At 42.4% G+C, this 23213-nt stretch carries 27 protein-coding genes; 24 read left to right on the plus strand and 3 right to left on the minus strand.

What is annotated here, in order from left to right:
- Positions 1 to 19 precede the first annotated feature (19 nt).
- The 20 genes from panB (at position 20) to N773_RS0103940 (ending at position 15544) form a co-directional block, all read left to right on the plus strand.
- Positions 20 to 859 (plus strand): 3-methyl-2-oxobutanoate hydroxymethyltransferase, encoded by an 840-nt coding sequence (gene panB, locus N773_RS0103845; RefSeq protein ID WP_024856543.1) that lies wholly within the window; start codon positions 20 to 22, stop codon positions 857 to 859.
- A 1-nt stretch (position 860) separates the two neighbouring features.
- Positions 861 to 1709: a pantoate--beta-alanine ligase gene (gene panC, locus N773_RS0103850; protein WP_024856544.1), complete on the plus strand. Its 849-nt coding sequence runs from the start codon at positions 861 to 863 to the stop codon at positions 1707 to 1709.
- Between the two features lie 10 nt (positions 1710 to 1719).
- Positions 1720 to 2118: an aspartate 1-decarboxylase gene (gene panD / locus N773_RS0103855; protein ID WP_024856545.1), complete on the plus strand. Its 399-nt coding sequence runs from the start codon at positions 1720 to 1722 to the stop codon at positions 2116 to 2118.
- A gap of 337 nt (positions 2119 to 2455) precedes the next feature.
- Entirely contained in the window at positions 2456 to 2941 is a 486-nt protein-coding gene (locus N773_RS0103860) for an HD domain-containing protein (protein ID WP_024856546.1), read from the plus strand.
- Positions 2942 to 2943: 2 nt separating this feature from the next.
- Complete coding sequence (gene folP, locus N773_RS0103865; RefSeq protein ID WP_024856547.1) at positions 2944 to 3768, plus strand: dihydropteroate synthase; 825 nt, start codon at positions 2944 to 2946, stop codon at positions 3766 to 3768.
- Positions 3761 to 4579, plus strand: coding sequence for a 2-amino-4-hydroxy-6-hydroxymethyldihydropteridine diphosphokinase (gene folK / locus N773_RS0103870; protein WP_024856548.1), 819 nt, complete (start codon positions 3761 to 3763; stop codon positions 4577 to 4579). The genes folP and folK overlap by 8 nt, the downstream gene beginning before the upstream one ends.
- Positions 4576 to 5085 (plus strand): dihydrofolate reductase, encoded by a 510-nt coding sequence (locus N773_RS0103875; RefSeq protein WP_024856549.1) that lies wholly within the window; start codon positions 4576 to 4578, stop codon positions 5083 to 5085. Before folK ends, N773_RS0103875 begins: the two co-directional genes overlap by 4 nt.
- Positions 5086 to 5543: 458 nt before the next feature.
- Positions 5544 to 6440, plus strand: coding sequence for an ACP S-malonyltransferase (locus N773_RS0103880; protein ID WP_024856550.1), 897 nt, complete (start codon positions 5544 to 5546; stop codon positions 6438 to 6440).
- A gap of 176 nt (positions 6441 to 6616) precedes the next feature.
- The gene (locus tag N773_RS0103885) at positions 6617 to 6919 is read left to right on the plus strand and encodes an acyl carrier protein (RefSeq protein ID WP_024856551.1); all 303 of its coding nucleotides are present in this window, start codon (positions 6617 to 6619) and stop codon (positions 6917 to 6919) included.
- 11 nt (positions 6920 to 6930) lie between these two features.
- Complete coding sequence (locus N773_RS0103890; protein WP_024856552.1) at positions 6931 to 7647, plus strand: enoyl-CoA hydratase/isomerase family protein; 717 nt, start codon at positions 6931 to 6933, stop codon at positions 7645 to 7647.
- Complete coding sequence (locus N773_RS0103895; RefSeq protein ID WP_024856553.1) at positions 7644 to 8060, plus strand: acyl-CoA thioesterase; 417 nt, start codon at positions 7644 to 7646, stop codon at positions 8058 to 8060. Before N773_RS0103890 ends, N773_RS0103895 begins: the two co-directional genes overlap by 4 nt.
- Positions 8061 to 8088: 28 nt before the next feature.
- Positions 8089 to 8460: a hypothetical protein gene (locus tag N773_RS0103900; protein WP_196231597.1), complete on the plus strand. Its 372-nt coding sequence runs from the start codon at positions 8089 to 8091 to the stop codon at positions 8458 to 8460.
- The gene (locus tag N773_RS0103905; protein ID WP_024856555.1) at positions 8453 to 9145 is read left to right on the plus strand and encodes an enoyl-CoA hydratase/isomerase family protein; all 693 of its coding nucleotides are present in this window, start codon (positions 8453 to 8455) and stop codon (positions 9143 to 9145) included. The genes N773_RS0103900 and N773_RS0103905 overlap by 8 nt, the downstream gene beginning before the upstream one ends.
- A 1-nt stretch (position 9146) precedes the next feature.
- Complete coding sequence (locus N773_RS0103910; RefSeq protein ID WP_024856556.1) at positions 9147 to 10265, plus strand: 3-hydroxyacyl-CoA dehydrogenase family protein; 1119 nt, start codon at positions 9147 to 9149, stop codon at positions 10263 to 10265.
- 36 nt (positions 10266 to 10301) lie between these two features.
- The gene (locus N773_RS0103915) at positions 10302 to 11510 is read left to right on the plus strand and encodes a beta-ketoacyl-[acyl-carrier-protein] synthase family protein (RefSeq protein ID WP_024856557.1); all 1209 of its coding nucleotides are present in this window, start codon (positions 10302 to 10304) and stop codon (positions 11508 to 11510) included.
- Positions 11511 to 11559: 49 nt separating this feature from the next.
- Positions 11560 to 11880, plus strand: coding sequence for a hypothetical protein (locus N773_RS0103920; protein WP_242840347.1), 321 nt, complete (start codon positions 11560 to 11562; stop codon positions 11878 to 11880).
- A 15-nt stretch (positions 11881 to 11895) separates the two neighbouring features.
- A complete protein-coding gene (locus N773_RS0103925) occupies positions 11896 to 13020 on the plus strand; it encodes an alpha/beta hydrolase (protein WP_024856559.1) in 1125 nt (374 codons plus the stop codon).
- Positions 13017 to 14576, plus strand: coding sequence for a class I adenylate-forming enzyme family protein (locus N773_RS0103930; protein ID WP_024856560.1), 1560 nt, complete (start codon positions 13017 to 13019; stop codon positions 14574 to 14576). The genes N773_RS0103925 and N773_RS0103930 overlap by 4 nt, the downstream gene beginning before the upstream one ends.
- Before the next feature lie 2 nt (positions 14577 to 14578).
- Positions 14579 to 14830: an acyl carrier protein gene (locus N773_RS0103935; RefSeq protein WP_024856561.1), complete on the plus strand. Its 252-nt coding sequence runs from the start codon at positions 14579 to 14581 to the stop codon at positions 14828 to 14830.
- Between the two features lie 3 nt (positions 14831 to 14833).
- Positions 14834 to 15544, plus strand: coding sequence for a thioesterase II family protein (locus N773_RS0103940; protein WP_024856562.1), 711 nt, complete (start codon positions 14834 to 14836; stop codon positions 15542 to 15544).
- A gap of 282 nt (positions 15545 to 15826) precedes the next feature.
- On the opposite strand, the gene mtaB is transcribed toward N773_RS0103940, so the two are convergent.
- The gene (gene mtaB, locus N773_RS0103945; protein ID WP_024856563.1) at positions 15827 to 17137 is read right to left on the minus strand and encodes a tRNA (N(6)-L-threonylcarbamoyladenosine(37)-C(2))-methylthiotransferase MtaB; all 1311 of its coding nucleotides are present in this window, start codon (positions 17135 to 17137) and stop codon (positions 15827 to 15829) included.
- Positions 17138 to 17366: 229 nt separating this feature from the next.
- Here mtaB and N773_RS0103950 point away from each other — a divergent pair, with 229 nt between their 5' ends.
- From N773_RS0103950 to N773_RS0103965, 4 genes are all read left to right on the plus strand, one after another.
- A complete protein-coding gene (locus N773_RS0103950) occupies positions 17367 to 17597 on the plus strand; it encodes an HPr family phosphocarrier protein (protein ID WP_024856564.1) in 231 nt (76 codons plus the stop codon).
- A gap of 182 nt (positions 17598 to 17779) precedes the next feature.
- Entirely contained in the window at positions 17780 to 18883 is a 1104-nt protein-coding gene (locus N773_RS0103955) for an SLC13 family permease (RefSeq protein ID WP_043537770.1), read from the plus strand.
- Between the two features lie 108 nt (positions 18884 to 18991).
- Positions 18992 to 19753, plus strand: coding sequence for a class I SAM-dependent methyltransferase (locus tag N773_RS0103960; RefSeq protein WP_024856566.1), 762 nt, complete (start codon positions 18992 to 18994; stop codon positions 19751 to 19753).
- A 356-nt stretch (positions 19754 to 20109) separates the two neighbouring features.
- The gene (locus N773_RS0103965) at positions 20110 to 20850 is read left to right on the plus strand and encodes an alpha/beta hydrolase (RefSeq protein WP_024856567.1); all 741 of its coding nucleotides are present in this window, start codon (positions 20110 to 20112) and stop codon (positions 20848 to 20850) included.
- Positions 20851 to 20912: 62 nt separating this feature from the next.
- Here N773_RS0103965 and N773_RS21035 read toward each other — a convergent pair whose 3' ends face one another.
- Together N773_RS21035 and N773_RS0103975 are read right to left on the minus strand one after the other, a co-directional pair.
- Positions 20913 to 22436, minus strand: coding sequence for a PASTA domain-containing protein (locus tag N773_RS21035; protein WP_024856568.1), 1524 nt, complete (start codon positions 22434 to 22436; stop codon positions 20913 to 20915).
- Complete coding sequence (locus N773_RS0103975; protein ID WP_024856569.1) at positions 22433 to 22957, minus strand: RNA polymerase sigma factor; 525 nt, start codon at positions 22955 to 22957, stop codon at positions 22433 to 22435. The genes N773_RS21035 and N773_RS0103975 overlap by 4 nt, the downstream gene beginning before the upstream one ends.
- Positions 22958 to 23213: the final 256 nt, after the last annotated feature.

A 23213-nucleotide genomic window follows, 5' to 3' on the forward strand; every position in this document is an offset into this window, starting at 1 on the left:
TATAAGGAGATATATGCTTATGAAAAACACAGTTTCAACCCTACTTAAGCAGAAGCAATCGGGAGAAAAGATCACGATGCTTACTGCTTATGACTACACTACTGCACGTATAATGGATGAGTGCGGTGTAAACTCCATACTGGTCGGAGATTCACTCGGCATGGTGATGCTTGGTTATGAGAATACTCTACCTGTTACTATGGAGGATATGATACACCATACCCGAGCCGTGGCAAGAGGAGCAAATAATGCATTTATTGTTGCTGATATGCCATTTATGTCATATCAGGCAAGCGTCAGGGAGGCTGTCCTCAATGCGGGCAGACTTATCAAGGAAGGTGGCGCTAATGCTGTAAAGCTCGAAGGCGGTGCTGAGGTCTGCGAGCAGATAAGAGCTATCGTAAATGCTTCTATACCCGTTGTTGCTCATCTGGGACTAACACCGCAGTCTGTCAATGTTTTCGGTGGATTCAAGGTGCAGGGCAAAAGTGCAGATAAAGCAAAGAAGCTCATTGATGATGCACTGATGATACAAGAGGCGGGTGCTTGTGCGGTAACGCTTGAAGGTATCCCCGCAAAGCTGGCTGAGATAATAACCAAAAAGCTGTTTATCCCGACTATCGGTATCGGTGCGGGCAACGGCTGTGACGGTCAGGTTCTTGTATATCAGGATATGCTGGGACTGACTGTCGGTCATACTCCGAAATTTGCAAAACGCTTTGCTGATATAGGCGAGCTTATGCGCAAAGGCATAACGGACTATATCACCGAGGTAAAGAATGGTACATTCCCCTCAGAGGAACATACTTATTCGATAGATGAAGATGTGATAAATGAAATAGTAAAGGAGTATGAGTGATATGAAGATAGTCAAGACAATAGATGAAGTACGCAGACAGGTAAAGGAATGGAAGTCACAGGGACTGAGTGTTGGACTTGTACCTACTATGGGATATCTCCATGAGGGTCATGCAAGCCTTATAGATGCTTCTCACCGCGATAATGACAGGACAGTAGTATCCGATTTTGTCAATCCTATGCAGTTCGGACCGACCGAAGATCTTGAAAGTTATCCCCGCGATATTGAACGCGATGCGGCGCTGGTTGAAGAACACGGCGGTGATATAATATTCAACCCCGAACCAAGTGAGATGTATCATGAAGGATTTTCTTCCTTTGTGGATATGGATGTGCTGACAAAGGAACTCTGTGGACTCAGCCGACCTGTACATTTCAGGGGAGTATGCACCGTAGTATCAAAGCTTTTCAATATAGTTCAGCCCGATAAAGCATATTTTGGGAAAAAGGATGCTCAGCAGCTGGCAGTTATAAAGCATATGGTCGATGACCTGAATATGGATATTGAGATAATCGGCTGCCCCATAGTGCGAGAGGAAGATGGTCTGGCAAAAAGTTCTCGCAACACCTATCTCAATGATAAGGAAAGAAAAGCTGCGCTGGTTCTTTCTCAGGCGATAAATATTGGCATGGATATGGTCAGAAACGGTGAGACCGAATGCAGTAAGATAACCGATGCGATGAAAGAGCATATCAACGCTGAACCACTTGCAAAGATCGACTATGTTAAGATAGTTGATCTTGCAACTATGCAGCAGATACCTGTCATTGACCGTCCCGCGCTTTGTGCCATAGCGGTATTTATCGGCAGCACCCGCCTTATAGATAACTTCTTTACCGAAGATATTTAAGGAGGGCATAATGAAACTATCTATACTAAAAAGCAAGATACACCGCGCTGTTATCACTCAGGCTGAACTCAACTATGTTGGAAGTGTCACCATTGACGAGGATCTGATAGATGCGGCAGGTCTTTATGAATATGAACACGTACATATCGTTAATGTAAACAGCGGAAGCCGCATTGAAACATATGTCATTGCAGGTGAACGCGGCAGCGGTATGATATGTCTTAACGGTGCAGCTGCAAGGGCAGGTCAGGCAGGCGACCCTGTTATCATCATGTCATACGCCGATATGACCCCCGAGGAGTTAAAAAACTTTGCACCGAAAGTTGTATTCGTTGATGATAAAAATAAGGCAGTACGTATTGCAAGCTACGAAAAACACGGTGAGCTGAGCGGATGCCTCATCCCTTGATCGTGTAAATACGAGTTCTAAAATACTAAATATGTTACAGACCGCAGGATGAACTATCTGAGTAGAGTTTATTCTGCGGTTGTTTTTTTAAGCTTATGTATCTATATACAAAAAAGGTAATACAAGCACGGGAGTATGCACCGCTAGTATTTTCACAGTATGTTAAAGTGCGGTGTAACTCGGAAAACACTATCAACATCTTATAATGCTTATTTATGCAAAATCTATAAATTCAAGAGATTCTTTTTAGTCCTTTTCTGAAAATCAACATTGCTATTTTTTGGATTATATGTTATACTGATAAGGTATAAATCTATTTATGGGACTGGTCAATAAAATGAAACTTGAATATGCCAACCGCATACTTAAAAATGAATATTATCAGGATCAGCTTCACAAGCTGTATGAGCTTGAAAAAGACAGGATCTTCTGTCGTCATAATATGGAGCATTTTCTCAATGTTGCACGGATAGCGATGATACTTTGCGGACAGAAAAAAATTGAGCTCTCCACTGATATCATCTATTCGGCCGCACTTCTTCACGATATCGGCAGAGTGCAGGAGTATACCGAGGGCATCGACCATGATGTTGCAAGTCAGGTGACAGCTGAGGAGATACTTGATAGTATAGAATGTCCGCGGAAAATGCGCGAGAAGATCATCAGTCTCATTGCAGCACACCGTAAAAACGAATTGGATCTCGACACACCTGAAGCTATATTCTATAAGGCTGATAAGTTGTCACGGAATTGCTTTGAATGTGAAGCAAGGGCGCAGTGCAAATGGAAGAAAGAAAAAATGAATTTAGAAATAGAGGTATAATAATGAAAATTGGCAGCAGAGAATTTGATACGGCAAACGAATGCTATATTATGGGCATTCTAAATGTGACACCTGATTCGTTCTCGGACGGAGGTAAATTCAATAACATAGACAGTGCCCTTTCTCATGCAGAGGCAATGATATCAGAGGGTGCTGATATTATTGACGTTGGCGGAGAATCCACAAGACCGGGATTTGTGCGTATCAGCGATGAGGAAGAGATAAGCAGGATCGTACCAGTGATCGAAGCATTAAAGTCGCGATTTGATGTTCCTGTCTCGATCGATACATATAAATATAAAGTCGCATCTGCTGCCGCTGAAGCCGGAGCAGATCTTATAAATGATATTTACGGGCTTAAATACGACAATGGCGAAATGGCGGATCTTATAGCAAAAACTGGTCTTCCGTGCTGTCTTATGCACAACAGGAATGATATGGACTATGACAGCTTTATGGATGATCTTATAAGCGATATGCGTGGATCTGTTGATATCGCTAAGAAAGCAGGAATCACCGATGATTCCATAATTCTTGACCCGGGTGTTGGATTTGCAAAGTCTTTGGAAAACAATCTTGAAGCTATAGATCGCCTGGATATGCTTAAAAATGAACTGGGATATCCCGTGTTGCTCGGAACATCCAGAAAATCAGTTATAGGGCTTACACTTGATCTTCCAAGCGATCAGCGTGTTGAGGGAACTTTAGCGACAACTGTTGTAGGAGTTATGCGCGGTGCCGCATTTGTTCGTGTTCATGACGTCAGGGAGAATTTCAGAGCAGTTAAAATGACACAGGCGATAATGAGAGGTTACAAGCGTGGATAAGATATGTATTGAGGAACTGAGAATATTTGCACATCACGGAGTTTTTGAGCATGAAAATCTAAATGGTCAGAATTTCTATATCAATGCTGAACTGTATGTGGATACTGAAAATGCGGGAATAAATGATGACCTTGACCGTTCCGTGGATTATAGTAAGGTGTGTAAACTGCTTGAAAAAGTGATGACGGAGAATACGTTCAAACTGATAGAAACTGCCGCGCAGAAAGCCGCTGAAGCTATTCTATTGGAATATCCCATTGTCGGAGCAGTGGATATGGAAGTACGCAAGCCCGAGGCTCCAATAGAAATGGATTTCAACTCAGTATCAGTTAAGATACACAGGGGCTGGCACAGAGTTTTGCTCTCTCTTGGTTCAAATATGGGTGACAGCAGGGGATACCTGGAAAAAGCATTTGAAAAACTGCGTGAAAGCCATTATATACGCAATTTGAAATGCTCGGATCTTATTATTACAAAACCATACGGTTATACAGAACAGGATGATTTTGTTAATGGTGCAGTTATATGTGAGACAATGCTCAGCCCTCATGGGCTACTTGAATTCACCCAATCATTAGAAAATGCTGCTGACCGCCGGCGAGAGATACACTGGGGTCCGCGTACGCTTGATGTTGATATAGTGTTCTATGATGATGAGGTGCTTTCACATCCTGATCTAATAATTCCGCATCCAGATATGCACAACCGTGAATTCGTACTTGTTCCTGCTAATGAGATAACTCCATACTACCGTCATCCTATCTTTGGCAAGACAGTATCTCAGCTTCTTGACGAGCTGAAAAAGCAATGATATGCATTATCGCGGCTGTAGCCGCTAACGGTGTCATCGGCTCAAAGGGTGGTATCCCTTGGGATATACCTGAGGACAGACAATATTTCAGGAATATCACTGAAGGCGGTGCGGTAATAATGGGCAGACGTACTTATGAGAGTATCGGAAGACCGCTGCCCAATAGATACAATATTGTGGTTTCAGCAAGTGCTGACTATACAGGCAAGTTGCTAATGACAGTCCCGAACCTTGATGAAGCTTTTAAAAAAGCAAAAAGGTACATCCGTCATAAAAGGGAAGGGGATATATTCCTGTGCGGAGGAGCAGAGATATATCGTCAAGGGCTTAGATATGCGGATAAATTGTATCTGACCGAGCTTTATGATGAATATGAAGGCGATGTATATTTTCCGGAGTTCAGCCGTAATGAATTCAAATGTGTGAGCTGTGATGAACGTCTAGAACTAGGACTTAGATTTTGTGTTTATGAACGTTTAAACGATAATTACACAGAGGTTTATTGAACTAAACCATTATGTATAATTAATCCATATTAAATATAGTTTATTTAAACGTCTCTTTCGAGAGGCGTTTTTTCTATATCTGAAAAGTTACCATGTTGTTTAGATATCGAAAAGCAATTTTTGATGCATAACAATATAGTATAAAGAAATAACGATTGTACAAAAATGCCGAAATAACGCATAATACCAACGATTGAATTGACCTTTTTGCCAAAAGAATATAATAGCGCAATATTTTACTTTACTTTTAAATAAAAAAATGTTATTATTAATATACAAACAAATAATTTATAAATACTAAAATATCAATATCTATTCTGACGCTTAGGTTCATTTCTGGATTAATTAACATCAAATTGATGATGCGTTTAATTCATTCAAAGAATACTCATTCTAACTCGATTAAATAATTGCCACGCTAATTTAATTATTATTATTAATGAACTGGAGACTAATAAATGTTTCAAAAAGTCTTTTTATTTAACGGTATTGGATCAAGCTATGAGAAACTTCTGGCTAAGCTTCCGCCTGAACTAAATGATAAATATTCATATTATTACGAAATTGCCTGCGCAAGACTGGGTTTGAACAAGGATATCGAAAAAAATCTGGGCTATGACTCAAAGATCGCTCAGTGGCTTGTTCCGTTTATTTGCGACAGAGTGATCTATGAGCACTTTATCGGCAAAGGAATTACTCCTGATATTGGAATGGGATACAGTTCCGGCATAGTAAGCGCAAGCGCCTGCTTCAATGCGATACCTCATGAAGCTGCATGGGATATTGTAAAATCTCACCGATCTATGCTGATTGCGCTGGATGAGGCTCATGAGGAACTTGATACAGGAATAATCGTAGGATTTTCCTATGATGACCTTTCAGAACTGCTGAACAAAGAGTTCTCACCGGATGATCTGGTTATAGGAAGCGGCAACTCTGCGTTCCACGCTATGATAAGCGGTAAAGCAGGAGCAGTTGAAAAGGCTGTGGAACTTTGCATAAAAGAGGGTGCGCTGAAAGCTTTCCGTCTGAATACGGGAACAGCTTTCCATCATTCCATAATGAAGAAATATTCGCTGGAATACATTGCTTACTGTGATGATCTGAAATACAATGCTCCTGAGTACCCGATGATGTCTGTTTTCGATTTCTCTGTTCTCACTACAGCAGAACAGGTTGCCCGTGAAAATCAGCTTAATGTATATACTCAGATGCGCTGGGATCTCGCTCTGAAAGAACTGGAACAGCTTGGAGCAACAGAGTTTTTCGACATAAGCACCAACGGTTCACTCAGTAAACTATCAAGGGTGGGAAGAAAGTGTAAAATCTACACTTTTGATGACATATTTTCTTAGGTGAAACCTGGTTCGCTTGTAATTATAATCAGGTGTGTTAAAATTTTATCAATATGACATTGCAATAATACTCGGTGAGCAGAAGCTGCCGGGTGTGGCTTTCAGTTTTCAGCGGAAAGCTTTGAAAGCTGAAAGCTGTATCCAACAGCTAATACACAGTTTTGGAGGTAAACATAATGAGAGAAATTACAAACGAGATCAAAGCTGAGATCAAGGACATGATATTTGATTATTATGCTGAGGAATGCGAAGTTGACAAGGCTTCGATCAATGATAATACCAATCTTCAGGACGATTTGGAGAGCGATTCGCTGATGCTTGTCGAACTTATCGAAATGACAGCGGATAAGTTCGACCTGGACATCAAGTTACAGAGCATTGGAAAATATATGCTGAAAACACCTATGAATACCATGAGCGACGTTATCGATATGTTCTGCAAGGTATACCAGTTCGGTAACGATATCGTTGAGCAGTAAGAGGATAAACGGTGAATTCAGTTTTATCAGAGATTCATTCCGAAGGCAGCATTGCAGTACTTACCATTGAAAATGGCGCGAAGAACCTTATATCCGAGCCTGAATTCATCGAGCGTGAGATACTTCTTGAATGGCTGGAGGAAAATCCGCAGACTAAGGCGCTTGTCATCACAGGAAAGGGCAGACATTTTTCCCACGGTGCTGATGTTTCGCTTTTTGATGCGGATAAAGTTAGAAATATTTCCGAAAAACTTAAAAAGGGCAGGGAACTGCTGAACACCATCGAGCGCCTGCCGATAGTAACTGTGGCTGCTGTTAATGGTGGCTGCTTCGGCGGCGGACTTGAAATTGCCATGAGTTGCAGGTTCCGTATCGCATCAGCTAAAGCACGACTTGGACTTACCGAGGTCATGCATGGAGTAGTTCCCGGTATGGGAGGAATTGAGCGGCTTTCACGGATAATAGGGACGGAAAAGGCTTTGCAAATGATACTCCAAGGGGAAATGCTCTCTGCCGATAAGGCACTCTCTATCGGACTTGTCACAAAAGTTACCGAGGAAAAGGATGCACTTCCCGAGGCGATGAGATTTGCTGAGGACATAGTCTCGTCTGTGAGTGTCACCCAGATAAATGCGGTAATAAATACAATGAATCGATCTTTTGACGGTGAACCTGACCCTTCATTCGGAGCATTTGAAGCGGCGCTGGAGGAGGCATTCAGAAAATGAGAAAATGTGTGTACGACCTGATAGTCAGGGGCTATGAGCTTGACTCTTTCGGTCATGTTAACAATGCTGTATACTTGCAGTACGCAGAAGCCGCACTCTGGAACTTTTTCAGAATAAACAAACTCATGGAATATACTCTTGACAGGGGAATATTCCCTGTGGTTATGGAGAGTTCACAGAGGTATATCCACGAACTGAAACTGCTGGACGAGGTTCGTATCGAGTCCGAGTTCACAGCTAAGGGCGGAATGATGATCTGCAAACACAAAATAATTAACAACGCTACGGGCGTTTTATCATGTAAAATAAAAAGCATAATAGTTTTCGTAAATAATGAGCGAGTGATCCACAATATCCCAGATGAGGTCAACGAGATATTAGGGTGTGAGACAGATGAATATCTTAATAAATGAATTATATACAGAAATTTGCAAAGTTGATATGCTCTCAGATATTATCTGTGCAGAACTAGGTGACCCATGCCTGCTAATTGTCCACGATAATGGCAGTATGCAGGCAGGGGACGAAGCAAAGGTGCGCAGTTTCTTTGCTGATCTCCCGTATATCTCAGCACTTGCTTCTGATAGGCCTGATGCAGATATCGCAGAGTACTTCGACATAGTGATTCCTGCTGATAATGCTGATAAATACGCAGAAAATCTGTTCAAGGACAAGACTGCATTTCAGATCAGGGAGATCACAAACTGTTTCGTTACAGCAAGGAACGGCAGTACAAATGATGTTCTTGATGCTGAATCAAGGTCATTTTATCGGCTTATCGCATTGATTGCAGGAGGTGAGCTTGATGAGTGATATCCTGCTTAATAATGAAAACGGAATACTCACCGTTGTGATGGATGCACCGAAAAATAACCTTATGACTACTCAGTTTCACGAGGATTATGAGTCTGTCATGGAAAAAGTACAAGTTATAGCAGATCGTGAAAGTGTCAGAGGAATGATAATACGCGGCAGCGGAAGAAATTTCTGTGTCGGTGCAGATGTTGACGCGCTTAAGAAGCGTACTGCTAATGAGTTATACGACGATTCTACTGGGAAACTCCCAGAAAGCCACATCGCTCAGAAGCGTCACTTCACATTTCTGCGTGACCTGCCGTTTCCCGTGGTAAGCGTAGTTACGGGCTTTTGTATCGGCTCAGGCAGCGAGATCGCACTGAACTGTCACTACAGGATAGTTGAGAAAGGTGCAAGGATAGGTCAGCCTGAGTCAACTTTCGGCATACTTCCCGGACTTGGAGGAATTGCCAGGACTATCGAGCTTTGCGGTATGAAGAATGCCTATGAGCTTGTTATGACAGGCAGACTATTTCCCTCTGAGGAGGCTTGTGAACTAGGCTGGGGAGATATTCTCACAGAAAAAAAGCGTGGTCTTGCCGAGGCGTATTCGCTGATAGATTTTATCTCGGATAAATGCGGTGATTTTTCACCTGCGAATTACCGTAGATATATAGAACTATATAAGAACAGGGGAGACTGATATGAAAATCGGAATTGCAGGGTACGGAAAAATGGGAAAGGACATTTTTTCCTTACTTTTTGATAACCTGAATAATGCTGAATTTACAGTACTTGTCCGCTCCTGCCCAGAAGAACATACCACTGCTGTGATGAAGACTCTTGACAAGCAGCTTCGACGAAAAAAGCTGACAGACGAAGAATACGAAGCTAAGAAAGCAGCATTTAAATTCACTTTTGATACCGCTGAACTAGATGGCTGTGATGCTGTGATCGAGACTATTTCTGAAAACCTTGAGGCTAAGAACTCTCTTTTCAGAAATATTGCGGATAAAGTATCGGATAATTGCCTTCTTTTGACGAACACTTCCTCTTTGAATATAAAAAAGGTGTTCGAGGGTGTTTCAAACCCTCAGCGTTGTTTGGGTATGCATTTTTTCTACCCGGTCAAGCTGACAGAATTTGTAGAACTTAACCTCATGGATAATACTTCCGGTGAAGCAATTCGTTTGGCTGAAAGCCTTGTGAAAGAATTCGGACGCAAGAGTATCTGCTTTTACGGGGTTTATCATGTGTATCTTAACCAGATTCTTTCTGCAATGATTTCGCACGGAATATACCTTTGTGAGTATTTTCACACTTCCGTTCCTGCACTTTCAGCTTCTTTGGAAAAGATGTACTCCGTTGCAGGTGTATTTGATATTCTCGACAGTATCGGGCTTGGACTTATGGCCGATAATCAGTCAAATTTCAGCCTGAAACGCAATAAGCAGCTTCTTGGATATGGCTGTGAGAGGATGAACCAATGGCGAAGTCAGGGATGCGCTGATAGTCCCCATAGTTTCCTTGATTTTATCAGAATTCAGGAACAGGGTAATACTGAAGACTGCGATGATGCACCGATTTATATGGCTGCATTTATCCTTGCTGAAACTTCTTTCGCACTTGAAGAAGTCGGTATCAAGCCTGATGTTTTCCTCGAAGCCGTAAGCTGCACTCTGGGCACTGTCGATACTCTGCCTGAAATGTACAGAAAATACGGTGCTGAAAGACTTAAATCTGCACTTGATAAACTCTATGAAACGTCAGGTTTTGCATCTTACAGATATGATCCTGATCTATTGGAAAAATTCTATTCGTGATCCCGAAGGGGAGAGCAGCAAAAGAGGTATAGTGGAATGAAAAAAGTAGTTATAACAGGTCTTGGCGCAGTAACAGCACTGGGAAACAATGTTGCGGATTACTGGAATTCGCTGATCGAAGGAAAAAGCGGTATGCGTACTATCACTCGTGTATCTGCTGAAAATCATGATACTACAGTTGCAGCAGAGGTTGATGACTCTTTTGAGGAGGTCGTTTCAAAGTACTGGAAAAAACGTATGCTCAGTGCAACTACCAAAGCCGTAAGAATTGGACTTGTATCTGCAGAAGAAGCTATCGAGGACAGCGGCGCCGATTTTGCTTCACTTGACCGTTCTCGTATAGGTATTATCTGCGGTCTTGCTGATAACACCTATGAAGGTGCGGAAAAGGAAAACAAGTCCAACATAACGCTGAAAAGTATGCCGAGCGAGCTGCCTGCTATGATAGCGATCAAGCACAATATCACCGGACCATCTTTCAATATGAGTACTGCCTGCGCTTCATCAGGATATGCACTGGCTCTGGGAAAGCATCTTATCCAGTCAGGTCTATGCGATATGATAATAGTTGGCGGACTTTCCTATGTGATGAATGACGCAGTGCTTTACGGATTCAACCAGCTTCTTGCAATGTCAGCAAACCCCGACCCTAACAAGGCGTGCAGACCTTTCACAAAAAATCGTGACGGTTTCATCATGGGCGAGGGCGGCGGAACAATGATCCTGGAATCTGAGGAGCACGCAATATCTAGAAAAGCTAAAGTATACTGTGAACTTGCAGGTGCTTCTATAAGCTGTGAGGCAAACAGCCTTACTGCTCCACAGGCAGATGGTGTGGGTATGTCATACTCCATGAGATGTGCACTTGAAGATGCAGGCATCGCTCCTGAGAAAGTAGATTACATCAATGCCCACGGAACTTCCACCACCCTCAATGATCTATATGAAACTTTGGCGATAAAACAGGTTTTCGGAGATAAAGCCTATGATATTCCTGTTTCTTCCATAAAGGCTGCTATCGGTCACACGCTATCCGCCTGCGGCGTACTTGAGGGTATCGCCTGCGTAAAGGCTATCGAAACAGGCGTACTTCCGCCTACAGTCCATTTTGATGAACCTGATCCGCAGCTTGACCTGAACTATATACCCAATACCGCACAGAAAAAGGATATCAACGTTGCCGTATCAAATTCATTTGGCTTCGGCGGTCATGATGCGACACTCGTTTTCAGAAAATACAACTGAGAGAGGACAGTATACAATGCCTATCGCACAGATGAAAACAAACTTAAAAATGAACGATGTTTCTAAAAAGGAATTTCTGGATGATATTGCAGGGGAAATGGCAAAACTTCTGAAAAAGCCTATCCCTGCTGTAATGGTCATGCTGGACAACTGTTTTATGGACATGAACAGATCCGAGGATACCGTATTTTTTTCGGAATTCCGCTACGTTATGCCACAGGAATTTGACGGCGATAAGAGTGGATTTATGAAACAGTTTGCGGATACTATGCTGGCAGTTATCCAAAAACACACAAAAGTTGATCCCTACCGCATATATATGCAGTTTACTGAAATGGACAGACAGAGCGCGTGGCACTATACAGAATAAGAAAGGAATGATACTATGAAATGGTCGATCAGAGAACTTCTTAACCCGGTGGTTACAAGATCAATGCTTTACGGAAGCGATCCTTTTGACACTGAGTACGTTCTGAAACGAGTGGACGAGATAAACGTTATGAGCGGTAAGAAGATTCAGGCAGTATGGCTTGGCGAATGGGGCAAGAAGATCGCTCACTACGCAGAACTTCGTGATCAGAATGAGGCTAAGGGAAACCGCATCTCCGCAAGAGCATACGCCAAAATGGTCGCCCAGTGCTGGTATGCCTGCTATATGGTCAATATCCAGGACTTAGAGCAGAAGGTCTCCATATATAATAATCTTGCCGAAAGCTACAGAAAGTATACTGAACTTTGCGATAACAAAATAGAGTATATTGAGATAGATACTGCTTTCGGCAAGCTTCCTGCGTATATCCACTACCCCGATGACGGCAGTAAGGAAAGCTATCCCATTGCCATTACATATTCCGGTATCGGAAGCTGCAAGGAGGAACTTGATATGCTGGCTATGCCCCTTAATGAGCGTGGCGTAGCAGTTATCACACCCGATATGCCCGGTACCGGCGGCGCTGTTATCTGGAATAACGTTAAGTGCGGAGGTGACGAGCTGGAAGCAGCTTTTGAGAGTATTTACAAGTTCATCGACAGCCGCAGTGAGCTGGACAGCAGCCGAATAGCTAACTTCGGTCTGTGCATGGGCGGCGGTTATGCTATCAGAGCAACTGTAAAAAATCCCGCTGTAAAATGCTGCGCAGCATTGTTCCCGCTTATGATATGCTACTGCAAGGTCGATTCTGTTCCGATATGGATGAAGAAAGGCAAGTGGACTTCCTGCCAGACAAATGACGACTACATGGAAACAATGAACATTCTTTCCGAGGGTACACTAAGCTCCGATTTCTTACTTGTTCACAGCGACTACGATAACTGGATGACCCATGAGGCTAATGATATCCTTTACAGCAAGGCTAAAGGTTATAAGGAGAGACTTGAGGTCACCGAAAGACCTGCCTATGTTTCCGAAGAAACAATCATGCACGCAATGCCTGTAGGTGAGCAGTTCCATTGGGTAAAACATATCACCGCTGATTTCATTGCACAAAGACTTACAGGAGAAACCAGATGAGCAAGAATTTCTTTGATTATTTCAGCAAATACGCTCAGGAGACGCCGAACAAGATCCTTTTGAGAATAGATGAAAATACACTGACTTACAGCCGTTTCATGGAGAAAACTGCTGTGTTCGGTTCTGCGCTTAAAAAGATGGGCATAGGCGTAGATGATAAGGTTGGTCTGGTAATGCCAAACAGTATCGAATGGTATATTGCATTCTGGTCAGCCGTAAGAATAGGCGCTCAGCCTGTTCCGATCGACCCACAGAGCGGTTCGCTGGAACTTTCCAGGCTTATACCGTCAACTACAGTCAAAATGCTGTTCGTGTCTGAAAAATACAGAACCAATCATATAATCAATGCAGTGGATAAGATCGTTCCCGAGGAGTTTTCTCTTTCAAAAGTCGTTTGCTTTGCTCCCGAGAACGCTGTACCTCAGAAAGAATGCTTCATAAGCGCCGAGAAGTTCGCAGCTGAATTCGGCGAGACTGAATGCGATATCTATCAGCCTGAGTACCTTCACACCATGTCACTTGCCTGCACTTCAGGAAGCACCGGCACTCCAAAGATACTTGCGATACCCTCCGGCGGATTTCTTTCCACACAGAAGGATATGGGCGATTATCTGGAATTCAAGTCCGATGATGTTATGATGCTTGGTATGACCCTGTATCATCAGGGTGGATTCGGAATGGGTCTGCAAATGGCACTCAAAGGCGGTAGTGTAATGTATCAGCCCCAGTTCAATCCAATATCCTTCCTGGAAACTGTCCAGAAATACAAAGTCAATATCATTCAGCTCACTTCCACACTTGCTAAGGTCCTGCTCTCAACTCCAGATTTTGACAAGTATGACCTTTCATCTGTTCGTATCTGCTACTTCGCAGGCGAAGTTTTGCCCAAGGAGATCGCCGATACATTTGTCAAGAAGCTGAACATACGAGTTATCAATATAATCGGTTCCTCTGAAACCTGTACTATGGTAGTATGGGATTCTGCCAAGGACGGTGACACTGACCCCAGTGATTTCAAGAAGCTTTACTTCACCGATTATCGGGTTATTGATGCAGACAAGAACGATGTTGCCGAGGGTGAAACGGGTGAACTATGCGTATACACCGACGGCGTTATCACCGAGTATTTCGGAAATCCTGAACTGTCCGCTGAAAAGATACTCACCGATAGTCAGGGCAGAAGATGGTTCTGCACAGGCGATCTAGTAAACAATCTGCCCGGTGGTATAGTACGTTTTGCGGGACGCAGCAAGCGTATAATCAAGCGTGGCGGAAACCTTGTCCATGCTGAAGAAGTTGAAGCTTGTCTGCTCACTCATCCTAAGATCGCTGCCGCAGCTGTAACTGATGAGCCGCACCCGATCATAGGTCAGCAAATAGTTGCCTACATTCAGCCAAAGGGTGATGAAAAGATAACAAGAGGCGAACTTGCACGCTATTTTGACGGTAAACTTTCTTCCTACAAAGTGCCTGATAAAGTAATTCCGGTTGAGGAGATCCCAAAGGATATCGGCAAGATACAGTTTAAATATCTCAGAAAAAAGGAGTATAAATGATTATGAACAATCTTGATTGGAACGAATTCAAACAGGTAGTTTCCGACTATGTAGGTGTTGACGCTGATGAGATCACAAGAGATACTGACGTTTTCGACGACCTGTATCTTGATTCTCTTGGACTGTTCGGTCTTGGTTCACATATTACAGATACTTACAAGCTTAATGTTGCATTGTCATTGGTAGCATCTATCAGCAGGGTAGGGGAGTTTTTCGACCTGCTAAACGAGAAAGGTACACCTGTTGAGGAATAATATATGACTCTTTTCTTTTTTCCACACGCAGGCGGTTCCGCAAAGAGCTACGCATCATTCAAACGTTTTCTCCCAAAAGATCTGAATGTGATCACAATGGAACTTTCAGGACGTTTTACACGTTCTGATAGGCCTATGTTACACGATATTGAGTCCTGCATCAGCGAACTTTTTGACAGCAATGAAAAACTGTCGGAACTACTTAAAGAGGGTGACTACGCCGTATTTGGTCACAGCATGGGAACGGTCCTTGCCACCGAATTTGTAAGACAAATAAGGGAAAAGGGTTATCCTGCGCCTGTTCATATGTTCCTATCAGGTAAAAATGCTCCCGACGAAAATCTTCACTGTTTCGGCGATATTGACAAAGTGACCGATATGGAGATAACAGAGTTTTTTGATCATAACAGCATGACATTTTCACAGGTGATACCTGATGCCGAACTCGTCGCACAGATCAACCGTATTCTTTGCAATGATGTGCGAATGGCTGAGAAGTACATCACTACGCCAAGACAGGTGCAGTTTGGCTGTGATGTTACGGCAATATACGGCACAGATGACACCATGCTGAAAAATGCTGACATGAACGGCTGGGGACGGTATACTGACAAAAGCTGTGAAGTTGTTGCGTTCAGCGGCGGTCATTTCTACTATACTCAGCACAAGGAAGAAGTCTGCAAGCTTATCTGCAATAAACTTCGACTCAATTAACACGTTTTGGTAGTAATCCTTAAGTACATTCTGAACGTGCTTAGATAGGTAGATACTTATGAAGATAAGGCTGCGTAATCTGCACCGGTTACACAGCCTTATTTTTTATGATATTTCATACTGTCAGCGCAGTCGCATAATAGTATTTGAGATTATATGTCCCCCCCTAAACCGCACTAAATTTCTATTTAGTGCGGTTTTGCATTTGTATCAATTTCGCTACTCTTTTATTCCTTTTCTGTCTATCAGTCAAATATCAAGGCAAAGTAATAACTTCAAGTATTAATCCTGAACGATCTCACCATAGCAAAATTCAATGTCCGCTGATATTATACGAACTTTTCTTATCTGTCTTCGCCATGAATCACCAGATTTATCTCTGGGGACTTTTACCACAACATAATTTGGTGCGTGGCCGCAGTGCCATTCAGCTTCGGTCTCTCGCTCGAACAATACCTCTAACACATTTCCGACACAGCTTGACAGATAATCAGCTTTTGTCTTAGCACAGACCTCCGCCATTCGTTTAGCGCGATCATGCTTTATATGCTGAGGTACTTGTTCAGGAAGATCATTTGCCTTTGTTCCTGCACGGCGTGAATACGGGAAAATATGCGCATCAGCAAAAGATATCTCCTTTGCGAATGAAAGCGATTCCTCAAAGGCTTTATCGTCTTCTCCGGGAAATCCTACCATGATATCGGTGGTTATGGCACAATTAGGGAAATACTCTCTCAGCGACCTGCAAAGCGCTGAATATTCCGTTGAATCATATCGCCTGTTCATCGCCTTTAAGATACTGTTGCTTCCGCTTTGCAGTGAGAGATGAAAATGCGGACAAAGCTTATCAAGCACAGAAAGTCTTTTGATGTCATCTTCAAGTATCATCTCAGGTTCGATGGAACCGAGCCTTACGCGGAACTTCCCTTCCAACGAACATATGCTCTCTATAACATCTGTCAGGGTCGGTCTGTCGGGCAGATCTTTTCCGTAAAAGCAGAGGTTTATACCCGTCAGTATCAGTTCCTTGTGTCCCGCTGCGATGTTTTGTTCAGCCTCCCTGATAACCTCTTCAAGCGGCTTTGAGCGAATGTGTCCCCTCACATACGGGATGATGCAGTATGTACAGTAGCAGTCGCAGCCGTCCTGTATTTTAATGTAGGAGCGAGTCTTCTCTCCACCTGAACTGTTGGTCATGCTGTCTATCTTTTCGCCTTTGGTGTGTTTGCTTATGCAGATGATACGCTCCCCTGTTTTCATGAATTTATCTGTCAGTTCAGGTATACTTCCTTTGTTTTCCGTACCAACGACTATATCACACTCTGTAAGACCCTCGGCTTTTTCCCTGAACGCCTGCGGAAAACATCCGGCAAGCACGGTCACAGCACGCGGAGATATCTTGCGAATACGTCTTAACAATTGAAGACATTTCTGGTCTGCCTGTTCTGTGACTGTACAGCTGTTTATTACGCAAACATCAGCCGATGCTATATCTTTGACTGTGGCATTACCTTCCTGCTCGAATTTCTCTCGGATATGCTCTGTTTCATACTGGTTCACCTTACAGCCGAAGGTGTAGTAATATATTTTCATGTTTAAAATTCTCTCCTCAAAATATGTAGGATATGTACAAAATATTTAGCTTTCCATTGTTAAAATCACACAATTGAAGCTTTTGTAAACTTGCTCTATTGACTATTGTACCATATTTTATTTTTTTTTGCAAATAAGCCTTGACATTTGTGAAAATATGATTATAATTATAATTGTAGCAAGAAGCTACGTGATTAATTAAGTAAGAATTGTGTTAGGAGGAACCAATATGAAAAAGGTTAAGATCTCACTTGATTCCATTCAGGCTGTTAAGGAATTTGTAGGCATCGTTATGATGTATGACTTCGACGTTGATCTTACTTCCGGCAGATATGCTGTAGATGCTAAGTCTATCATGGGTATATTCAGTCTTGATCTGTCTAACCCCATTCAGCTGACAGCTCACACTGAAGATGCTGACAAGTTCTTCGCAGAGATCAAGAAGTTCATCGTTGAGTGATTTCAGGATACTTTAGTGAATAATAAAACGGCAGACTTTAGGGTTTGCCGTTTTTTATGTTTGTCTGATTGTCAAGTTAAAAATATATCCCACAAAACTTGATATTTTAGATATTGAGCAAAGTTAAGTAAGGTGGTATAATTATCAAGCTTGATTCTAAAATATAAAGAAGGATTGATCTGATGATAAAATTTATAAAATCACAGCCTGTGCTGGTCGCGGCATTCCTTGCGGCTGTTGTGACTATGTTCATTATCCCGCCTGATTCGGGATATGCTGGATATGTGAACCGTGCTGTACTGATAGAGCTTTTCTCACTGATGACCGCTGTTGCAGGGCTTAGAAGTATCGGTATATTTGAGCGCGTTACAGACGTACTGTTGGAAAAGGCAGGAACGATACGTCGGCTTGGGCAGATATTCGTGCTGATATGCTTTTTCACTTCGATGCTTGTGACAAACGATGTCGCTCTGCTGACATTTATCCCACTTACTTTGATAGCTATGAAGGGTTCGGACAAAAAAAGTCTTATCATGACCATTGTACTGGAAACGGCGGCTGCAAATCTCGGCAGTATGCTTACACCCGTCGGTAATCCGCAGAACCTCTTTATTTATTCGAAATATCATATGACAGCACTCATGTTCGTCAAAACTATGGCACCTGCGGGAATAATAAGTCTTGTTATACTTTTATTGCTGACTTTGCTTTTGCCGAAAGATAAATGTACCCATACAGAGAATGCAGATAAAGAGAACTTCCCTGCCGTTCAGCTATGGGGTTATCTGGTGCTGTTTGCAGTTTGTCTGCTGTCGGTTTTCAGAGTACTGCCCGACTACATCTGCTTTATCGCGGCTGTGGTATGCGCACTGATTTTAAACCGCAAACTGCTGCTCAAAGTGGACTATTCACTGCTTGCGACCTTCCTGTGCTTTTTTATTTTCGTAGGTAATATTGCAAGGATTGGTGCCGTGAACGAGTTCTTTTCAAATATAATGAAAGGCAGAGAACTTCTTGTGTCGGCGGCTCTTTCGCAGGTGATAAGCAATGTACCTGCTGCAATGATGCTTTCAGGATTTACAGACAACGGCACACAGCTTATGCTTGGTGTGAATATCGGCGGATTGGGAACGCTCATTGCTTCACTTGCCAGCCTGATATCTTTCCAGTTTTACAGAAAGAGCGAGGGCGCGGATTCGATACGATATATCGCAGTATTTTCGGTAATTAATTTCGGCATGCTGATAATTCTGCTTGCGCTTCAAAAGATTATCACTCTACTATAAAATATTACGGTATTTCCAAAAATCGGAAATACCGTTTTGTATTGACAGTCATGAAGATAAGAGTTATGATATAATTAATATTTGTTTTAGTTTTGAAAGGAGGACATCATGAAAGCAAAAGCATCTGATTGGTACAAACACAACTGGGGACTTGATATCAAAAATATGTCCTGGGTTGAAAACACAGGAAGTGAGGTCGATTACATAATAAACCTCTGCGGACTTAAAGGCAACGAGCGCATACTTGATCTTGCATGCGGTTTCGGCAGACATTCACTGGAGTTTGCACGTCGTGGATTCAGCGTGGTTGGTGTGGATATAACCGAGATCTATATTGATGACGCTGTCAAGTCGGGTAAAGAAATGGGGCTTTCAAATACGGAGTTCATATGCTGTGATATCAGGGATATAGCCTACAAAGATGAATTCGATGTGGTGCTTAATCTCGCTGACGGTGCTATCGGTTATCTTGAAAACGATGATGAAAATCTGAAGATTTTTGATACGATAGCAAGGGCTCTGAAACATGGCGGTCATCATGTCTGCGACCTTGTATGCGGAGAATATGCGGACGATCACTTCCCTGTCAGGTTATGGGACAGCGGCAGCAATACTCTTTCACTTTCGGAATTTGATTGGGACAGAGAGAAAAGGATAATGCTTTTCGGAAACTTCGATATCGCATACGGTGAAGTGCTCAGAGTTCCTGAGATACCCGAGGGCGACCCCACAAGGGTATATACAACTACGGAGATAAAAGAGATCATGAAAAAACGTGGCATGGAAGTTAAAGGCGCATTTGCGGGATACAGTGATATTCCTGCGGGAAAAGATAGTTTTCAGATGCTTATCCATAGTGTGAAGAAATGAAGCGATTTATCTCTTGCTAATATTATTATATCAAGCTAAAATATTTACATCAACTGTACGGTATTTTTCCCCACAAATAAAAGCAGATGTGCTATAATATATATATACAAACGGAAAAGCTTGTCATCCGTTTGTTAATTTCATAATAATACACCTCTTTTTTGCGCCGATCCTTCGGCAAAGCCGTGCTTGTGAGAGAGCGCGGCTTTTTTCTTGGTGCAAAACAAAAACCGCAATAATTAGTCACTCGGTGGCTTTACATTTTCTCTTCAATGTGATATAATAAGCTCGTTAATAAACGCATAAATCTATTGATCTCTATAAAATCAGAAGATCGTTTGTCGGAGGACTCAAAGATGAAAACTGATAAATTTAAAATAAACACAGCTTCCCTATCGACAGATCAGGGCGATATCGTCATAGATGAATTCATTCCGGAAACAGAGGGAAGATATCCCAGTGTGATAATGAGTCACGGGTTCAATTCATGCGCCGAGGAACTTCATGATGTAGCAAAGGTGCTGGCAGAAAATGGCATATACGCTCTCTGCTACGATTTCAACGGCGGCGGCAACAAGGGCAGAAGCACAGGCAAAACAACGGATATGAGCGTTCTTACCGAGCAGAACGATCTGAGGGCTGTTCTGAATCATGTGAAAAGCTCACCGCAGACAGGTGATATTTATTTGTACGGTGAAAGTCAGGGCGGATTCGTTTCGGCAATAACTGCGCCTGATATACCCGATATCGCAGGACTTTTCCTTGTTTATCCCGCTTTTGTTATCCCTCATGACTGGTTAAGCAGAGATGAGAGCACCATGCAGGGCGAGTTTGAATTCATGGGTGTAAAAATCTCAAAAACATACTATGACGGCATACCTAGATACGATGTTTTCGCTAAGGCTTCAGAATTTAAGAAGCCTGTAAAAATATGGCACGGCGGCGCAGACCCTGTGGTTGATCCCGAATACTCTCTCAAACTTGTGAAAAGCTATGAAAAATGTGAACTTAAGGTGATAAGCGGTCTTGTACACTGGTTCCCGCCCGAACTGCGTGCTGATATCGCAGAAGAGATAGTTCGTTCTATAAAAGCATAAAACAAGGCTGTGTTCCTTTTTGGATAACACAGCCTTGCTTTTATTTGGAATTTTTTATGATATTACTTCATTGTGGCAAGCAAACCGTCTATATTCAGAGAACCATTCAGTTCAGCAGTCTTCTTATCATAATCTACAAAGAATTCAGCGTAGTTTACTGATTTGCCTGTACTCTCATTTGTTAAGGATACTGTGATAGTCTCAGTCTTCTTACCTGAGATATCCATTGTTATCGCACCACCTGCAACAGTTTCGCCGTTGGATATGGTCTGAGTATAACGTCTATTTCCGTTTACATAGCCATCGAGTGTAAATTCACCGCTAAGACCGTCAGGCATAGGAATGCTGATCGTCAGATCAACGGGATCCGACACGCCTGTGGAAATATAGATCCTTATCTCTGAATCTTTCTCAACTATACGATCCGACTCAAAATCCTGATCGATAACCATACCCTTATCGCCGTCATGAGGCAAATCAACAACTTTGGCTTTTAGATCGTTCTCTTCCAGAAGTTTGATAGCACTTTCTTTGTTCAGACCAATAACGTTAGGTACCTTGACTTTAGTATCCAGCGGACCCTTGCTGATGTAAAGTGTAACTGCACCTTCGAGAGCAAATTCAGTACCTGCTGCAGGTTCTGTGCCAATAGCTATACCTTCAGCAACATTATCATCGTATTTGCTTCTCAGAACGACTGTGAAGCCGGCAGCTCTAAGTTCGCTCTCTGCAACTTCGGATTCAAAACCAGAAACATCAGGGATAACTGTCAACTGCTTGCCGCGGCTTACCTTAAGAGTGATAGTGAAACCTTCCTTAACGTTCTTACCTGCTGTCTGGCTCTGCCAGAAGATGATACCCTCTTCGTAATCATTATTGTACTCATCCTGAACCTCGATATTTAGCTTATCTCCCCAATCCTGCTGTACCTGATCTATATTTTTGCCAACTAAGTTTGGGAGGACAACAGTGTTATTTCTGCCGCTTACTCTAAGAATGACTTTATCATAGCTGTTTATCGGTTCTCCGGGTTCAGGGCTCTGCCAGAAGATAATACCGTCATCATAATCAGGATTGTTTTCATATGCGATAACCACATCGGGTAAATAATCATAATCCTGATCTAAACTATCAATATTTTCTCCTATCAAATCAGGCATAGTAACATTGTCGTCGTTCTCTGCTGATGTAGTCTTTTCATCTGCGGAAGTATTCTCCGTCTTTGACGAAGCGGGACTATCGGTATTGATCTTTTTCCCGAAAAGCATGGTTGATGTTACTGCACCAGCCGCCAGCACTGCGATACAAGCTGCTATTGCTCCGCCGCGGTGTATCCTCAGCTTACCGTTAGAAGTGGTTATATTTTTATCCGTTTTGTTCTCTGGGATATTTTTATGTCCCTTTATGATACCGTTCGTATTATTCATTTTGAATCCTGCCTTTCCCATTACGGAGGAGAGAATACGTTCTTTGGCATCATCAGGTATCTGAGCATCTTTGCCGAAATCAGCGAACTCGTCACGAAGGATATCAGCGTCACTGTCAGATGCACGATAGCCTAAGTTTTTCAATCTGTTCTTCATCATTCTCTGCCCTCCAATATCTTTTTTAGTTTTTTCAGACCGCGGGATATTCTCATGTTTACCGTGCCTTTGCTCATGTGGAGCTCTTTGGCAATGTCAATGTTCTTCTGACCGAAATAGTACTTGCGTATAAATATTGTGCTGTCAGGTTCGCCAAGCTCTTTTACTGCTTCAAGCAGTTCCCTGCTCTCATCCTTATCATCGGCAATGCAGTTTTCAAGCTCATCGTAATCTACCGTATCTATGCATTTGCTTTTTTTGCGGAATACATCAATACAATGCCGCTTTGCTATAACACCCAAAATAGCTTGTACCGAACGGAATTTGAAGCCGTTATCCACCCCTGCATTGTAAAATGCAAGAAAAACATCGCTGACAGCTTCCTCGATATCCTCATTTGTGCATACATCATAAAGACGTGTGCAGGCTATCTTATATACATATGCGCTGTATTGTCTGACAGTCTGTTCAAGCCCTCGCTCGTGATCGGACTGCAACAAGATCAGAAGTTCATTGTCATTCATATGAATACCTCACTATTGAAACGTTTCAATATATACAGTCGAAACTAATGGTGAAAAAGTAACGGTGTCGGGAAATAAAATATGTAAATAATTTATTAACACAGATAAATACTGAAATTGCCCAACTCATAGATTATACCATAATCCAACAAAAAATGTCAATTATAATCATCACTCAACTTGTGGAGATTTATTCAATTTTCACGGGCAAAAGTTATACCATAATAAATGATCAGATGATATAATTATACTTGAT

It is taken from the genome of Ruminococcus albus AD2013, assembly GCF_000526775.1.
GTDB lineage: Bacteria > Bacillota > Clostridia > Oscillospirales > Ruminococcaceae > Hominimerdicola > Hominimerdicola alba_A.

What these genes read in the sequence shown, in the direction of transcription:
- panB (WP_024856543.1), top strand. Translation starts at nt 20, where the DNA reads ATGAAAAACACAGTTTCAACCCTACTTAAGCAGAAGCAATCGGGAGAA.
- panC (WP_024856544.1), top strand. Translation starts at nt 861, where the DNA reads ATGAAGATAGTCAAGACAATAGATGAAGTACGCAGACAGGTAAAGGAA.
- panD (WP_024856545.1), top strand. Translation starts at nt 1,720, where the DNA reads ATGAAACTATCTATACTAAAAAGCAAGATACACCGCGCTGTTATCACT.
- N773_RS0103860 (WP_024856546.1), top strand. Translation starts at nt 2,456, where the DNA reads ATGAAACTTGAATATGCCAACCGCATACTTAAAAATGAATATTATCAG.
- folP (WP_024856547.1), top strand. Translation starts at nt 2,944, where the DNA reads ATGAAAATTGGCAGCAGAGAATTTGATACGGCAAACGAATGCTATATT.
- N773_RS0103875 (WP_024856549.1), top strand. Translation starts at nt 4,576, where the DNA reads ATGATATGCATTATCGCGGCTGTAGCCGCTAACGGTGTCATCGGCTCA.
- N773_RS0103880 (WP_024856550.1), top strand. Translation starts at nt 5,544, where the DNA reads ATGTTTCAAAAAGTCTTTTTATTTAACGGTATTGGATCAAGCTATGAG.
- N773_RS0103885 (WP_024856551.1), top strand. Translation starts at nt 6,617, where the DNA reads ATGAGAGAAATTACAAACGAGATCAAAGCTGAGATCAAGGACATGATA.
- N773_RS0103895 (WP_024856553.1), top strand. Translation starts at nt 7,644, where the DNA reads ATGAGAAAATGTGTGTACGACCTGATAGTCAGGGGCTATGAGCTTGAC.
- N773_RS0103900 (WP_196231597.1), top strand. Translation starts at nt 8,089, where the DNA reads ATGCTCTCAGATATTATCTGTGCAGAACTAGGTGACCCATGCCTGCTA.
- N773_RS0103905 (WP_024856555.1), top strand. Translation starts at nt 8,453, where the DNA reads ATGAGTGATATCCTGCTTAATAATGAAAACGGAATACTCACCGTTGTG.
- N773_RS0103910 (WP_024856556.1), top strand. Translation starts at nt 9,147, where the DNA reads ATGAAAATCGGAATTGCAGGGTACGGAAAAATGGGAAAGGACATTTTT.
- N773_RS0103915 (WP_024856557.1), top strand. Translation starts at nt 10,302, where the DNA reads ATGAAAAAAGTAGTTATAACAGGTCTTGGCGCAGTAACAGCACTGGGA.
- N773_RS0103920 (WP_242840347.1), top strand. Translation starts at nt 11,560, where the DNA reads ATGAACGATGTTTCTAAAAAGGAATTTCTGGATGATATTGCAGGGGAA.
- N773_RS0103925 (WP_024856559.1), top strand. Translation starts at nt 11,896, where the DNA reads ATGAAATGGTCGATCAGAGAACTTCTTAACCCGGTGGTTACAAGATCA.
- N773_RS0103930 (WP_024856560.1), top strand. Translation starts at nt 13,017, where the DNA reads ATGAGCAAGAATTTCTTTGATTATTTCAGCAAATACGCTCAGGAGACG.
- N773_RS0103935 (WP_024856561.1), top strand. Translation starts at nt 14,579, where the DNA reads ATGAACAATCTTGATTGGAACGAATTCAAACAGGTAGTTTCCGACTAT.
- N773_RS0103940 (WP_024856562.1), top strand. Translation starts at nt 14,834, where the DNA reads ATGACTCTTTTCTTTTTTCCACACGCAGGCGGTTCCGCAAAGAGCTAC.
- mtaB (WP_024856563.1), bottom strand. Translation starts at nt 17,137, where the DNA reads ATGAAAATATATTACTACACCTTCGGCTGTAAGGTGAACCAGTATGAA.
- N773_RS0103950 (WP_024856564.1), top strand. Translation starts at nt 17,367, where the DNA reads ATGAAAAAGGTTAAGATCTCACTTGATTCCATTCAGGCTGTTAAGGAA.
- N773_RS0103955 (WP_043537770.1), top strand. Translation starts at nt 17,780, where the DNA reads ATGATAAAATTTATAAAATCACAGCCTGTGCTGGTCGCGGCATTCCTT.
- N773_RS0103960 (WP_024856566.1), top strand. Translation starts at nt 18,992, where the DNA reads ATGAAAGCAAAAGCATCTGATTGGTACAAACACAACTGGGGACTTGAT.
- N773_RS0103965 (WP_024856567.1), top strand. Translation starts at nt 20,110, where the DNA reads ATGAAAACTGATAAATTTAAAATAAACACAGCTTCCCTATCGACAGAT.
- N773_RS21035 (WP_024856568.1), bottom strand. Translation starts at nt 22,436, where the DNA reads ATGATGAAGAACAGATTGAAAAACTTAGGCTATCGTGCATCTGACAGT.
- N773_RS0103975 (WP_024856569.1), bottom strand. Translation starts at nt 22,957, where the DNA reads ATGAATGACAATGAACTTCTGATCTTGTTGCAGTCCGATCACGAGCGA.